At 60.3% G+C, this 13623-nt stretch carries 13 protein-coding genes; 8 read left to right on the top strand and 5 right to left on the bottom strand.

The genetic code is table 11. The features are described 5' to 3' along the window. The first annotated feature begins 135 nt into the window (after positions 1-135). A complete protein-coding gene (locus tag FNZ07_RS04680; RefSeq protein WP_091011860.1) occupies positions 136-1725 on the top strand; it encodes a B12-binding domain-containing radical SAM protein in 1590 nt (529 codons plus the stop codon). Continuing rightward, positions 1725-2336, top strand: a complete 612-nt coding sequence (locus FNZ07_RS04675; RefSeq protein ID WP_091012824.1) for a LysE family translocator — start codon at positions 1725-1727, stop codon at positions 2334-2336. Before FNZ07_RS04680 ends, FNZ07_RS04675 begins: the two co-directional genes overlap by 1 nt. A gap of 83 nt (positions 2337-2419) precedes the next feature. Here FNZ07_RS04675 and FNZ07_RS04670 read toward each other — a convergent pair whose 3' ends face one another. Continuing rightward, on the bottom strand, positions 2420-2953 hold the full coding sequence (locus tag FNZ07_RS04670) for a GNAT family N-acetyltransferase (RefSeq protein ID WP_091011858.1): 534 nt from the start codon (positions 2951-2953) through the stop codon (positions 2420-2422). 151 nt (positions 2954-3104) lie between these two features. Between FNZ07_RS04670 and FNZ07_RS04665 the strand changes: the two genes are divergently transcribed. Beyond that, entirely contained in the window at positions 3105-3395 is a 291-nt protein-coding gene (locus FNZ07_RS04665) for a hypothetical protein (RefSeq protein WP_091011856.1), read from the top strand. A 335-nt stretch (positions 3396-3730) separates the two neighbouring features. Here FNZ07_RS04665 and FNZ07_RS04660 read toward each other — a convergent pair whose 3' ends face one another. The 3 genes from FNZ07_RS04660 to FNZ07_RS04650 form a co-directional block, all read right to left on the bottom strand. Beyond that, positions 3731-5182: a cytochrome-c peroxidase gene (locus FNZ07_RS04660; RefSeq protein WP_091011853.1), complete on the bottom strand. Its 1452-nt coding sequence runs from the start codon at positions 5180-5182 to the stop codon at positions 3731-3733. Positions 5183-5326: 144 nt separating this feature from the next. Beyond that, entirely contained in the window at positions 5327-6997 is a 1671-nt protein-coding gene (locus FNZ07_RS04655; protein WP_091011850.1) for a phospholipase C, read from the bottom strand. A gap of 319 nt (positions 6998-7316) precedes the next feature. Further along, on the bottom strand, positions 7317-7808 hold the full coding sequence (locus tag FNZ07_RS04650) for a GNAT family N-acetyltransferase (RefSeq protein WP_091011847.1): 492 nt from the start codon (positions 7806-7808) through the stop codon (positions 7317-7319). Positions 7809-8117: 309 nt separating this feature from the next. Here FNZ07_RS04650 and thrS point away from each other — a divergent pair, with 309 nt between their 5' ends. From thrS to FNZ07_RS04625, 5 genes are all read left to right on the top strand, one after another. Continuing rightward, a complete protein-coding gene (thrS, locus tag FNZ07_RS04645; protein WP_091011845.1) occupies positions 8118-9383 on the top strand; it encodes a threonine--tRNA ligase in 1266 nt (421 codons plus the stop codon). A gap of 93 nt (positions 9384-9476) precedes the next feature. Continuing rightward, positions 9477-10292 carry an AraC family transcriptional regulator gene (locus FNZ07_RS04640; protein ID WP_091011843.1) on the top strand — a complete coding sequence of 272 codons (816 nt, stop codon included), beginning with the start codon at positions 9477-9479 and terminating at the stop codon, positions 10290-10292. Positions 10293-10440: 148 nt separating this feature from the next. Further along, a complete protein-coding gene (locus tag FNZ07_RS04635) occupies positions 10441-11409 on the top strand; it encodes a quinone oxidoreductase family protein (RefSeq protein WP_091011840.1) in 969 nt (322 codons plus the stop codon). Between the two features lie 19 nt (positions 11410-11428). Next, complete coding sequence (locus FNZ07_RS04630) at positions 11429-11605, top strand: DUF1427 family protein (protein WP_091011838.1); 177 nt, start codon at positions 11429-11431, stop codon at positions 11603-11605. A gap of 131 nt (positions 11606-11736) precedes the next feature. Next, positions 11737-12630 carry a metal-dependent hydrolase gene (locus FNZ07_RS04625; protein ID WP_091011835.1) on the top strand — a complete coding sequence of 298 codons (894 nt, stop codon included), beginning with the start codon at positions 11737-11739 and terminating at the stop codon, positions 12628-12630. A 1-nt stretch (position 12631) separates the two neighbouring features. Here FNZ07_RS04625 and FNZ07_RS04620 read toward each other — a convergent pair whose 3' ends face one another. Then, positions 12632-13549 (bottom strand): LysR family transcriptional regulator, encoded by a 918-nt coding sequence (locus FNZ07_RS04620; protein ID WP_091012822.1) that lies wholly within the window; start codon positions 13547-13549, stop codon positions 12632-12634. Positions 13550-13623: the final 74 nt, after the last annotated feature.

Genomic DNA, 13623 nt, shown 5'->3' with positions numbered 1-13623 from the left:
GTTGCATCTATCAAATCATCGTTTTTCTAGACAATACAGTTAGATTACGAAGACAATACAGTTGTATTGCGAGGCATTTTATCTCAAAAATGGAGCTGGTCTTCGTGTCGCATTGATCAAAACAAACGAGGCTTTATGAAAGAACCGAGGGTAGTAGTTTTCTTTATCAATCCCCCAAACAGCAATGATGTCGGCACTCAGCAGGCAGACGGAAAATATGTTTCGAAAGGGGTTCAACATACCGACTGGGCAAATTTCCCTCATCTCGGAATTCTGTCCCTTGCTTCATATGTCGACTCGCTACCTGATATGGAGTCGATTTATATCGATGGTGTAGTACATGATCTCGATAACATCATTGCGGCAATCAGCGACCGGGCCAACCGAACGCTTGCGGTTTGTCTAAGCACGATTACGGCGAATTATGAAGCGGCCATCATCCTCGCACAGACGATCAAGAGCATTGACCCGGCCATCGCGGTTATCATGGGTAACGATCATTTTTCGGCGATGAGTCAGGAAATCCTCGCTCACCATCGAGATCTGATCGACTGCGGGTTCATCGGTAACGAAATCTACGCAGGGCTCGGAGACTACCTAAAGGATCGTCAGCAGGGTCGATCCGACGGCGTCTACCCCGGCTGCACTCGTTGGCTTGGTGGGAAACTCGTAGTCGATCCCCAGATTCGCGAAGGAGTTAATCGCATCATTGACTATCAGTTGATTGACCGCGCATTACCTCATTCACCCATTTATTCTTCTAATTTCACTCGTCGCCTAGGTGAGCGGATTCATCAACTGACCGGACGACAGGCTTACCGTGGAGTTCCCGTAGAAATCGGTCGTGGTTGTATAAAATTTAGTGGTGACGATGCCTGCTCGTTCTGTTCGATTCAATACGGAGGTATGTGGAAGAATGAATTGCCGGCTACGCAAGCCTGGCAGGCGATTCACCAGGCCTGGTCGGCCGGATACGATTACCTCTATATCACTGCGGACGAACTGCCGCTGACCTTTGCACGGCTGATGCTTGATATGGCCGAATCGCCTCCAGACTGGTGGGGAGCACTTGCATCAAACGAGCGTCCGATTCTTGTCGGGTACGCCAGAGCCGACGGTATGGAAAAAGAGCAGGTATTGAAGGCCATGCGACACATCGGCTTCCGGATTCTCTTCGTTGGCGTAGACGCGGGCGCGGCATTATCATTGCAGGCACTCAACAAGCCGCTCAAAAACAAGAATCCCACATTCGCGGCAAAACGGATGTATGAGTCGAATTTGCGGGCGCTGCAAAACGCTCGTGAGCATCGTGTTTCGATCAAAGCTGGCTTTGTACTCGGTCATTTAGGAATGAACGAATCTCTGCTGGCGGAAAATGTTCAAATGTATACCGAATTCCTGCGCAGTGGAAAGGATGTGATAATCAGTGCGGATATCGAACTTCTTTCTCCGGAGCCTGGCTCAAAAGATTTCTATTATCTGACAAATCCGGATTCGGCTGATATGTTCTCAAGGCAGCTCAATTTGGAAATCGCACCTCACCATTTTCGTGATCAGATCGCGTCAAAATATCGTGGTATCGACATATTTGACCGGGAGAAGGCAATTGATGACTACATCAAGGTTTTCATGCCATCTCTTTCCAAAGAACAACTTTCAGATGCGCGCGACCAAGTAAGAAAGGAGTGCGCCAGACTCGGTATCGTGATCGGAGACGAAATATGATGGCAGGAAATGCGATGCTCGCATTTGTCCTCACGTGCCTCGGATTTGGATTTATCCCCGGCCCGGCCTTGCTTCAGACCGTCTCGCTCACGCTGCAGCATGGCCGTCGGACGGGGTTACTTTCGGCATTAGGGATCCATCTCGGAGCATTCTTCCAGATATGCGTTGTTGCGATTGGCGCTGTCGTCGTGCTCAAAACTTCACCGTGGCTCTATCACGCGCTGAGGGTCGCGGGAGGAATCTACCTGATCTGGCTCGGCATCCAACGTATTCGTGTCCGGCCGGGCAGCGACGTACCGAGAGCTGTATCGAGAAACGTAATCTCATCAAGCGCACTCATCGAAGCGTCGAACCCAAAATCGGCATTGTTCTACATGTCGTTCCTGCTTCAGTTTACCGATCCGGCGTCGACACTCCAGATCGGCTGGCAGCTATTCCTGCTTGGAGCGAGCGCCAACCTTTTATTTTCGATAGCCGACTTGGTTTGCATCATGCTCGCGCATCCTCTTCGCAAGAATGTTATGCCCGGGGGCCTCATGATGACGATAGGTCGCTATGGTGCCGGCATACTTTTCATTGCACTTGGTGTAGCCGCGATCATTGAACGGTAAGGGTCGATTTCGGCGCCCGTCTATCAGTTGTAGATAATTTGGCGCGCGACATTGAAGTACTGCTGCGCCTCGATCTATAAGGATCAAACGGACTCAGCGGCGCGGTGCAACACGATGGTCGGCGCGTCCTTATACATCGCGCGACTATGTTCGACGAACCCGCATCGGCTGGCCACACGTAGCGATGCAATATTTTCCGGTGCAATAACGCAAACGGTGTCCGCAGCCGGCCAGTGCACATCGGCCCAGCGCAGCGCGGCCTGCACGGCCTCGGTGCCGTACCCCTTGCCGTGCATGGACGGCGCTAACGCCCAGCCCATCTCGGGATAATCCCCTAGCGGTGGCTCGAGATCGCGCTTGAAATCGGCGAAGCCCACTTCACCGACAAAGCGCCCGCTGGCTTTTTCGCGCACCACCCAGAAGCCATAGCCGAGCAGCGTCCAGTGCCCGATATAGCGCAGCAACCGTGCCCACATTTCTTCGCGCGTCGACGGCTTCCCGCCGATAAAACGGGTAACGGTCGGGTCGGACCACATCGCGAGGCAGTCGTCGAGATCGTCGCGAACGTGCGGCCGCATGATCAAGCGGTCGGTTTCGAGGTGCAGGGCAGAGGACATAGGCGGGCATCGCTTCGTCAAAACGGACCGCAGATGATCGCAGATTTGCGGGCCATACGGACAGGAGGGGTTATGCTTTCGCGGCGTGACGTGGCGCGCGCTGCAATCCAGCGTGACAAGCCTGCATCCGCACATGGAGCAAGGAGGCCCGATGAAACGCAAGACACTCAACGCATCCCGGCTACAGGACGAAGTCAGCCGGCGCATACACCGCCTTCATACGGTCGTCGAAGATGGTGTGAAGATTCGTGTGCCGCGCCCGCAGTTGCAGGAACCCGACAAAACCGGCTGCAACTGGACGATGAAGCACTTTGGCAATATCGCGGGCTTTGAGCGCGATGTGGCGGCCGTGCTCGATGAGGTGCAGGCCGAGTACAACCTGTCTGAGGAAACGACATCGGCAGCGGCAGACGATCCGTTTGGGGATTTTCCGGGCCGCTAGAAGGGGATTTTCAGGGGGTGGGTTCGGCAGGTGTGCCGCGGCGGTCGGGGCCCAGAAGGCCAAACCGCCCGGCGGTGCATCAGTTCAGTTGGCCAGCAATTCGATTGCGCTAACGATCAGCGTGAACGCGCCAATACAGCCGCCCAGTGTTACCGCGCCTCGCATGAAGTCCGACATGGATGTCTCCCCGCAGTCATTGAAAGCGCTATTTAAGCTTTAATGAAAGGAAAAAGAAAGGTTTTCAAAAAAGAACCGGCATCGCGGCGCTGGGTTCGCCGGGATGCCGGTTGCATGTACAGCAGTCGACGGGTTAGTGCTTACTCCGGTCGCAACCCTCAGTGCGTCGGTGGCGGGTCGTCGTTCAGCGTGTGCACGAAGGCGATGATGTCGCGCATCTCCTGATCGGTCATCGCCGGTTTGTCGCCGAAGTTGCGATCGAACGGCGCATCCGTCACGTCCACGTTCTTCTGGTACTTCGCCGGAATGTCGTCGTACTTGTCGACCTTGCCGTCGGCCCCTTTCGGGTAGAACTTGCCCGGGTTCGTATTGCGGTCGTTATAGAACGACATCACCTGATCGAGCGTGTGATAGACGCCGTTGTGGAAAAACACCTGGCGCGTCGCCGAATTGCGCAGAGTCGGCGTGAGGAACATCGCGCAGTACTGCGTCTGGTCCTTCAGGTCCTGGCGGAACGGCCCGCAGACCCCAAGATCGAAGAACTTCGGATCGCGGTTCTGCGCGAGCGCGCGATTGCGCGGCACGCCGAGCGCTTCGTACTGGTAGTCGGTGAACATCGGCGGCAGGCCGTCGCTGCCGGGCTTCGAGAGGTGGCAGCCGGCACAGTTCGCCTTGTTCGGATCGTTGAACAGATGCAGGCCGCGCAGTTCGGCCTGCGACAGACGTTCCTTGCCTTCGAGCCAGCGATCGTACTTGCTGTTATACGGGTGGAACGACGGGTCCTCGACCTGATAGCGCGCAATCGCGAACATCGCCTCGGAAACGGTCAGTTGTTTGTCGTCGAAGATGCGCGGTCCGAATAGCTGCGTGAACTGCTTGCTGTACGGCGCGTTCTCGAGTTTTTGCGCGACGGTGTCGATGCTTGTGTTCGCCATTTCCACCGGGTTGAGCAGCGGGCCAAACGCCTGCTGCTGCAGCGTGTCCACGCGACCGTCCCAGAACAGGCCGCCCTGCGGGACCATCTGCGGTGCGGCGGGCGGCGCGGCGCCCGCGGTTTTCTGCGCCTTGACGACCCCCGCCGACGAAGCCGCCAGCTGCGCGACACTCGGCGCGTCGTCGTTCTCGCCCTGATCCGGACCGATCATGAAATTCGGCTGACGATACAGATACATCAGCGAAGGCGGCGGACGATAACCCTGCAACGCCATCGACGTCCCCCCGAGCTGCGCATCGAGATCGTTAGGCGGTCCGTACGCATGCGAGGGGCTATGGCACGACGCGCACGACTGCTGCCCCGAAGCAGACAGCTTCGGATCGAAGAAGAGCTGCTTGCCGAGCAACGCGACCGCGCTGAGCGGCGCGACCGGCAGCCGCGTCAACGTCACCGGATGAGGGTTGGCGCCGGTCAGATTGCCGACTGCCTCGCCGATCGGGTCCGGCATCTGGGCCGGAAACGCGAGCGCGAACGCGCCGAAGCCGAGCCCGGCCACGACGACGACGGCAACGAGGGAAAGCAGCAGCCGACGTCCGCGGCGAACGGGCTGCACGGCGGACCCGGCCGGCGTCGAAGATCCGGAAGACGGGGCAGGCGAAGTAGAAAGCTCGGTCATGTGGCGTTTTCTATGCGGGACTGACAAGCAAAAGAGCCGTGTGGCAACCGATGATCCGGCTGCAACACGGCGGGAGACCTATTTGGCGGCCGACGTCTTGGCGTCGGCCGCTACTGCGGTGAACAACGGCGCTGCTTGCCGGAATCAGAGTGCCGGCGGCGTGCTGACCTGCGTGCCGAGCGTCGGATCGAGGTACAGCGGCGTCGTGTTCGCGGTGCCGCTCAGGTTGAGCAAGCCGCGGATGTCGCCCGCGGTTGCGTCGAACGCACCGCCACCAAGCCGCGTGCCGCCCAGCCAGTTGTCCTCGATGAAACGCACCACCGATGCCTGGTCGATGAGCGTGTGATCGACGTAGTTCGTCTTCGCCCACGGCGAGATCACGAGGAACGGAATCCGCACACCGGGACCGCAGCGACCGTTGACCGGACCGGTGCCAGCAACGCCCGAGAGCGGCGAGCCGGTACCGCATACAGCGTTGCCGTTCAACTGGTCGATGGCGCTGAACGAGGGGTTCGTCGGCGTCGTGTACTGATGGTCGTACCAGCCGTCCGAGTCGTCATACGTGACGACGACCGCGGTGCTGTTCCAGTCCGGCTGCTGCTGCAGGAAGTTGATCACCTTGGTGACGAAAGCCTGTTCGTCGAGCGGATCCGAGTAGCCAGCATGCCCGTCCTGCGCGGCCGGTGCCTTCAGGAAGCTGACCGACGGATAGTTGCCGGCCTGCACCGCTGCGAAGAAATCGTCGGTGTCGTACTCGTGGTTCGCCGGTTCCGGCGTCTTGCCGTCGGCTTCGAGGCTCTGGCCGATGGCCGCAGTTGCGCTCGGGCGCGTGTGCTGCGGGTTAGCCGTCGATGCGAAGTACTGGAACCAGTTGTGGTGCGGAACGTAGTCGGCCGTTGCAGCGTTCACGGCGGTCGCGATCGTGCTGCGCTTGCAGCCGGTCGTGCCGTTGCCGTTGGTCGTGCCGAGGTTGAAGCCGCCCATGAAGCCGCCCCACGTGATCTTCTGCGCGTTCAGCAGATCACCGATGTTCTTGCCGGTCATCAGCGCGGTATCGGTGGTGCTGGAACACACGTCGTTGCCCGGATCGACGTCGTTGATCATCGTCAGGCCGCCCTGGCCGTCGTTGATGTAGTACGAGGTGGCGGCGAGCGTCGACGGCTGCTTCGTCGTCTTGACGATCTGCATGCCGTTAGTCTGGCCCGACACGACTTCGAGTGCGCCCGGTGTCGACGGACCGTAGGTCGACGTATACGCGTTGTCGCTCATCGCGAATTTCTGCGCGTAATTCCACAGCGCGGTGACCGTGTTGCCGTCGAAGTAGCCCATGACCTGGCCCTTCGTGCCGAATGCGCCTGCACCACCGCTCGTGCCGTTGCCGGTGTATTTCGGGAACAGGTCGGCGGCGCCGTTGTCCTCAGCCTGCTGTTCCGGCGTGTACGAGTGGTTCTGGTCGGCGGTCGCGGCCTGCGTGCGATCGAGACGGAACGGGTTCGCAGCGTTTGCGCCGTTGGCGGTGTTCGTCGAGTTCGGGTTCGCGGTCAGCAGCGAGCCGGTCAGACCGTTGACGGTCGGCGTGCCGGACGCGGCGTTGAAGGTCGGCTCACCGCTCGGGTTCGTCGCGTTCGGGTAAGTCCCGAAGTAGTGGTCGAACGAGATGTTTTCGTTGTAGATCACAACGAGGTGCTTGATGGGGGTGGCCGTCTTCAGCGCGTTCTGCGCGGTGACGCTTTTAATGTCGTTGTTGCTGCCGCAGGCATACATCGCGAGCGCCAGTCCAGTGAGCGGGACAGCGATCAAGGCTCGACGAAACATATTGCGAGGCTCCACTTGGTTGGTTGATTTCATTGTTCGGGTCTCCGGTATCGGCGGACTGCGCGCCATGCGTGTGGGGTCGGCGCACTGCCAATGCGGAGCCGGTTGGGGCGTGCATCAGAGCGTTCGCATTGGAACATTCAGGTGTGAAGCTATAGAGACGGCTCGCTTTCGATGTTCTTACCAAAAGATGCAGTTTCGAAAGGAACCGTGAGAGGGGCTGCAAGATTTGGGAAAGAGCCCGGGTGGATGAAGGGCCCGCGTCCGCGTTGCACGGAGCGGGCAGGTACGGTCTTGCGCGGTGCGCAAGACGATGCGGTTATGACGCGACGGTTTGTCCCGCGAATGCGCGCAGCGCTTCGCCGGCGAGGCGATAGCGCACCCACTCGGACTGCGGGCTCGCGCCGACCGTTTCGTAAAAGCGGATGGCCGGCTCGTTCCAGTCGAGCACGCTCCATTCGAAGCGTCCACAACCATCGGCGATGGCCTGTTGCGCGAGATGATGCAGCAGGCGCTTGCCGGCGCCGGTACCGCGAAACCGCGGCGAGATGTACAGGTCTTCCAGGTACAGCCCCTTCTGCGCGAGCCACGTCGAGTACGAAAAGAAATACACCGCAAAGCCCGCGGGCTCTCCGTCGATTTCGCAGATCAGCGCGTGCGCTGGCGAGCCGGTTGAGAAGAGGCTCGTGCGGATGGTGTCGGCGGTGGCCACGACTTCATGCTCGGCTTTCTCGTACACAGCAAGTTCGGTGATGAATTGCAGGATCAGCGGTGCGTCGTGTTCGACGGCTGGACGGATGTGAATCGGCAACGGTGAATCCTCCTTGGTGCGCTCGTAGGAGCGCGACGTGTGGTTTATACAATCGCTACGCACTATCCTACGACGACTTTCCGCAATCACGTGCAAATTGACAACCACGTCACGCCGCCATTACAGTCATCGCATGAACGCACACTTCATCACCACCACGACCACCACCACGACCGCCATGGGCGGGTCGCGGGGAGATCGCATGCGCTGATGTAGACGCGTCGCAAGACACCCAAAGCCCCGCCCGCAGAGGACGGGGCTTTTTTTATTCTCCGTCCGGCTCGCGTGCACAACCCGAAGGAGAATATCGTGGAAGACGTCGATCACCGGGCGCTCGGCAATGCGCTCGATCTGTTTCACCAGCAGGACGAAGGTCCCGGGATGATTTTCTGGCATCCGCGCGGGCTAGCGTTATATCGCGCGGTGGAAGGCTATATTCACGCGCGTATGCAGCAGGCCGGCTTTCGCGAGATCCGTACGCCGCAACTGCTTGCGCGCTCGTTGTGGGAACAGAGCGGTCATTGGGACAAGTTCGGCGCGAACATGTACGCACTCGATAACGACGGTCATGTCGCGTGCCTGAAGCCGATGAGTTGCCCATGCCACGTGCAGATCTTCAACAAGCGCGTGCGTTCCTGGCGCGAGTTGCCGGTTCGCTACGCGGAGTTCGGTGCAGTGCATCGTGCGGAGCCTTCCGGCTCGCTGCATGGCTTGATGCGTGCACGGGCCTTCACGCAAGACGACGCACATGTCTTCTGCGCGGAAGAACAGGTAGTCAGCGAACTCGTGCGGTTTTGCGTGCTGCTGCGTCACGTGTATGCGGATTTCGGTTTTGCGGGCTTCGATGTCGCGCTATCGACGCGGCCTGCGCAGCGCGCCGGCGACGATACGATGTGGGACCGCGCCGAAGCGCTGCTCGCGCAGGCGGCTGTGGCGGCGGATCTTGCGGTGCGGATTCAGCCGGGCGAAGGGGCGTTCTATGGTCCGAAGCTTGAGTTTCTATTGACGGACCGCTACGGACGAAGCTGGCAATGCGGAACGGCGCAGCTCGATTACGTGCTGCCCGAGCGGCTCGACGCGAACTACATCGGTCGCGACGGAGCGAAGGCACGGCCTGTGATGATTCATCACGCGGTGCTGGGTAGCCTCGAGCGTTTCATCGGCGTTCTGCTCGAACATCACGACGGCTGGCTGCCGGGCTGGCTCGCGCCCGACCAGATTGTCGTGGCCAATGTCGGCGAGCGGGAATACGCATATGCGGACGAACTGGCGATGCGTTTTGCCGATGCGGGTCTGCGGGTGCTGCCCGACCTCCGGTCGGAGCGGTTGCCACGCAAGATCGTCGATGCGCGCGCGTATCGCGTACCGGTGCTGGCGATTGCCGGCGCACGCGAGGCGGACAGTGGCAGCGTCACGTTGCGCAGGCGCGATGGCGCGCAGAGCACGCTGTCCGTCGACGAAGCGCTCGCGCAGTTGCAGCGTGAATTCGCGTCGCCGTCGGGGGATAGCGCTGCGCTGCGTGAGGCATTGCGCGCACACTCTGCGCCGTCGAATGCAGCGTTCATTGCGTCGTGACAGTGCTCTTGTTGCGCGGCAATAGCGCTGCGGTATGCTACGACGCATCGACTGCCGCGCCACGCCGCGCGTCCCTTCCAACCACGGTTTCACATGCCCAGAGCGCTTCCACCCGATCTGCACACCGGCCCCGAACACGGTCGCTCGCTTGCGCGGCACTACCCGCGCGGCACGCGCATCGATGCACATCAGCACGACTGGGCGCAGGTGCTGTATGCGGTTGCCGGCGTGATGTGGGTGGAGATCGGCAGGGAGGCGCTCATCGTGCCGCCGCAACGCGCAGTCTGGTTGCCGCCCGGCACCGACCACGCCATCTCGATGATGAGCAGCGTCGACATGCGCAACGTCTATTTGCACAAGCGTTACGTGCAGCATCTGAGCCGGCGGCCCGATGTGTTCGAAGTGAACGGCCTGCTGCGCGAACTGATCACGACGCTCGCCGAGCGTGAAGCCGAACGCGACGAAAAATATCTGCAGACGGCCTATCGGCTCGCCGCGATGGAACTTGCACATGCACGCCGTCACGTGCAGCGTATTCCGCTGCCGGGCACTTCCGACCGAAGGCTCGCGATGCTGTGCGATGCAGTCGTCGCGAACCCGTCGCTCGATATCGGATTCGACGAACACGCGGCTTCGGTCGGGGCGAGTTCGCGCACGTTGTCGCGGCTGTTTCAGCGCGAACTCGGGATGGGCTTCGCCGAATGGCGCCGCCAGGTACAGCTTGCCGTAGCGATCTCGTGGCTTGCCGAAGGCCAGGCGGTTAGCAGCGTCGCGCGTGCGCTCGGCTATCTGCCAAGCAGTTTCAGCGACATGTTCCGCCGCGAACTCGGCGCACCGCCAACCGGCTTTCACCCGCATCAGACACTCGATGCATCGAGCGAAGACGTCACTTCAAGCGATGCCGCTTAGGCCAGCCACGGGCCGGAACAACCCGTAAATACGACCCTCGCCGGTTGTCCGAAATTCGAAAGTCTTTGTCCAGACAATCGCGAATCGGCAATCTAGACTTCGTCCTGAAGCTGCTCGATGCAGCACCCGGTCAACCAGGAGTCGTGTGATGAAAGCCATTCAGTTCAAAACCTTCGGTGCCCCTGACGTTCTCGAATACGTCGAACGTGCAACGCCGCAACCAGTCGCCGGCAATGCACTGGTGCGAGTAAAAAGCGCATCGGTTAATCCGAGCGATGTGAAGAATGTCGGCGGTCATTTCTCGCATACGAAACCACCGCGCGTTCCGGGCCGCGACTTCAGCGGTGTCGTCGTGGCGGGTCCGGCCGAATGGCTCGGCGCAGAAGTCTGGGGTACCGGCGGCGACATCGGTTTCACGCGCGACGGCACGCACGCGGAGCTGATCGAAATTCCCGTCGCAGCACTGAGCCGCAAACCGTCTACGCTGAGCCATGAACAGGCCGCAGCGATCGGCGTGAACTTCGTGGTTGCATGGCTCGGTACCGTCGATTACGCGCAACTCGCCGCAGGCGAAACGATTGCGGTGATCGGTGCATCCGGCGGCGTGGGCGGAGCCGTCACGCAGATCGCGAAGGCACGCGGCGCGCGCGTGATCGCCGTCGATCGTCAACCGCCCGTGGCGGATTCGCCGGCCGCGCGCCGGATCGATGCATACGTACCGTTCGACGAGCACGCAGTGGAACGCGTCAAGGCGTTGACGAACGGCGCCGGTGCCGATGTCGTCTACGACGCGGTGGGTGGCGTCGCGTTCGAGATCGCACTCGGGCTCGCGAAGCAGCGCGGTCGGGTCGTCGAAATCAGCGCAACCGGCAAACGTCGCGTCGAATTCGATCTGATCGATTTCTATCACAACGAGACACAACTCTTCGGCACGGACAGTGCGAAGCTCGGCGTGACAGAATCCGCGCGACTGATGACGGCGCTTGCCGAAGGCTTCGAAAGCGGTAGCTTCGAAGCACCGGTGATCGCGCAGCGCTTCACGCTCGCACAAGCTCGCGAAGCGTATGAAGCGGTGGCGGCCGGAACGCGCGGCCGCGTCGTGATCAACATGCAATGACTGGCGCGAGGAACCCGAGATGAAACCCTATCTGATTTCACTTGCCGTCGGCGTTGCGGTTGGCTTGCTGTACAGCGTGGTCAACGTCAAATCACCGGCGCCGCCGACGATTGCACTGGTCGGCCTGCTCGGTATGCTGGGCGGCGAAAACCTGATACCGGTGGCGCGCAGCCTGATCGCGCATTTTGCGGGCTGATTGCGCGGGCGGGCCGTACATGTGTCCACCGGGCGGGGGCCGCGTTTGGAAGTCCGCCACTAGCGCGTGCCTTGCGTCCCAAGTCTGCATCGGCCTATCGTTACATTTATCAATGTAACGATAGGTGGCTCATGCCTGCCCAACCGAACCCAACGTTCGTGATGCCCGTGCGTCGCGACGTGCACTTCAATTTGCCGGTCGAACGCGCGAAAAACTGGCACGGACAAGGCACACAGGTCTCGCACTTTTTCAACGCGCTGTCGCTGCTCTTCCCGGCGGGTGAGCGCTTCTTCATGGATTCTGTGCGCAACTATCGCGACCAGATCGACGACCCGGTGCTCAAGAAGCAGGTGCTCGCCTTCATCGGCCAGGAGGCGATGCATAGCCGCGAACACGTGGAATACAACGAAATGCTGCAGGCTAACCGCCTGCCTGCGCGCAAGATCGACCAGCAGAACTGGGCGGTGACAGGCTGGATGAAACGGGTGATGCCCCACTGGATGCAGCTTGCCCATACCGTCGCAGTCGAACACTACACGGCGATGCTCGCCGGCCTGATGCTCGACGACCCGACTCGCCTGGAAGGATCGGAGGAAGGCTACCGGCAGATGTGGCTCTGGCATGCACTTGAGGAAACCGAACACAAGGCCGTAGCGTTCGACGTCTGGAATGCCGTGATCAAGCCGGGTCCGATACGCTATCTGAAACGCGTCAGCGTTTTTCTGCTTGCGACGGTGACGTTCTGGCCCGTCGTGTTCCTGATTCATACCGCGCTGATCCGCTCCGACCGGTATGCCGATCATCGCGTGCGCGGCATGGGGCGGGTGATCAAGTTTCTCTACGGTCCGCGGCACGGGGTGTTTCCGCGCATTGCAGGGGAATGGTTGAGTTTCTTCCGACCGGGCTTTCATCCGTGGGATCACGACAATCGGCATCATCTGTCGCGCGTCGATGGGATCGTGGCTGCGAATGCCGGACGGCAAGTCTCGCCGAGCGCTGCAATCGCGAGTTTCGACGCGGGTTAAGTCAAAGCGGCACCACCTGACGACAGACTCTGAGAACCAGTTGCCGCAGCCAGCGATGAACCGGGTCATTCTCCAGACGGGGATGCCACATCTGGGAAACCGTAATGCCATCGATCGCCACGGGAAGCTCGAAGGTGTAGACGGTGTCGGATGTGGCGGCGTGTTGCGTGTCGATGAAAGAAGCAGGCAGTAGCGCAATCAGATCGGATGCTCGAGCCACCGCCAGCGCTGCCGGAAAACTCGGCACGATCGCAACGGTCGTTCGTTCCAGACCTAACCGTGCAATCTCAGCATCAAGCGCATCGCCTGTCTGGCGACTGTACGGAGCGACGACATGGCCGAATGCCGCGTATTGCTTCGTCGTCACTTTCTTCGCCAGATCGAGCGGATGCTCCTTTCTGACCACACCCAGGTAGCGGTCCCGAAACAACGCCTGAATGCGTACTTCAGGCCCCATCCCTTCCAGAACGCCAATCTCGAGATCGGCGGAGCCATTTCGCAGCGATTCCGCGTTCTTCTCCGGCTTTGACGTGAAGTGCAAACGCACGTGCGGCGCAAGCGCGGTTGCTTCGGCGATCAACGGCGCGCCAAAGGCTTCCACGAAAGCTTCATTGACACGAATCGTGAGGGTTCTATGCAACGTCGAAAGATCGAGCGTGGCCGGCGAGGGGCGCAGCAACGAACGCGCTTCCTGAACGACATTGCGTGTCTGCTCGCGAATCTGTTCGGCGTATGGAGTCAGCACCATCTCGCGCCCGGCGCGGACCAGTAGTGGGTCGCCGGTTGCAGTGCGAAGGCGGGTCAGCGTGCGGCTCATGGCCGAGGCACTCAAATGCAACGACCGGGCCGCGCGCGTCACGTTTTTCTCGGTGAGCAGCGCATCGAGCGCGAAAAGAAGATTGAGATCCGGTTCAGACATCTTTTGACCTGTAACAGGCGGAGATGAGGTATGGCGTCCGATGCATAGTTTAGTTGTATTCGGTGCGGCTTCCG

Origin of the sequence: Paraburkholderia megapolitana, assembly GCF_007556815.1 — a bacterium.
In the GTDB taxonomy this organism is placed as follows: domain Bacteria; phylum Pseudomonadota; class Gammaproteobacteria; order Burkholderiales; family Burkholderiaceae; genus Paraburkholderia; species Paraburkholderia megapolitana.
Note: the sequence above shows the minus strand (reverse complement) of the source record. Positions and strands in the feature narration are given on the sequence as shown.